The 286-nt window shown below is 67.1% G+C and carries 1 protein-coding gene; it reads right to left on the reverse strand.

Annotated elements, in window-relative coordinates; all coding sequences use genetic code 11:
- Positions 1 to 286, reverse strand: a 286-nt coding sequence (locus tag EXE45_RS18770; protein WP_137695188.1) for a DEAD/DEAH box helicase, incomplete at both ends; no start/stop codon positions are given.

Genomic DNA, 286 nt, shown 5'->3' on the forward strand with positions numbered 1-286 from the left:
GTACTCGATCAGCGTCGCCCGGAGCTTCTCCGCGAGCCACTCGGGGTTCCCGACGGTCGCCGAGAGGTAGACGAACTGCGTGCCGTCGTACCCCGAATGCGTCCGCATCCGCTCTTCGCTGTAGTACTTCAGCCGCGAGATGAGCCCGTCGAGGCGGTGGCCGCGCTCGCCCTCCTTCAGCGTGTGGACCTCGTCGATGACGACCGTGCCCACGTCGCCGAGGTCCTTCCCCGTTCGGAGCGCGTGGTCGATCCCCTCGTAGGTGCCGACGATAACGTCCGCGTTC

Source organism: Halorubrum sp. SP9 (assembly GCF_005435015.1).
GTDB classification, from domain to species: Archaea; Halobacteriota; Halobacteria; order Halobacteriales; family Haloferacaceae; genus Halorubrum; species Halorubrum sodomense.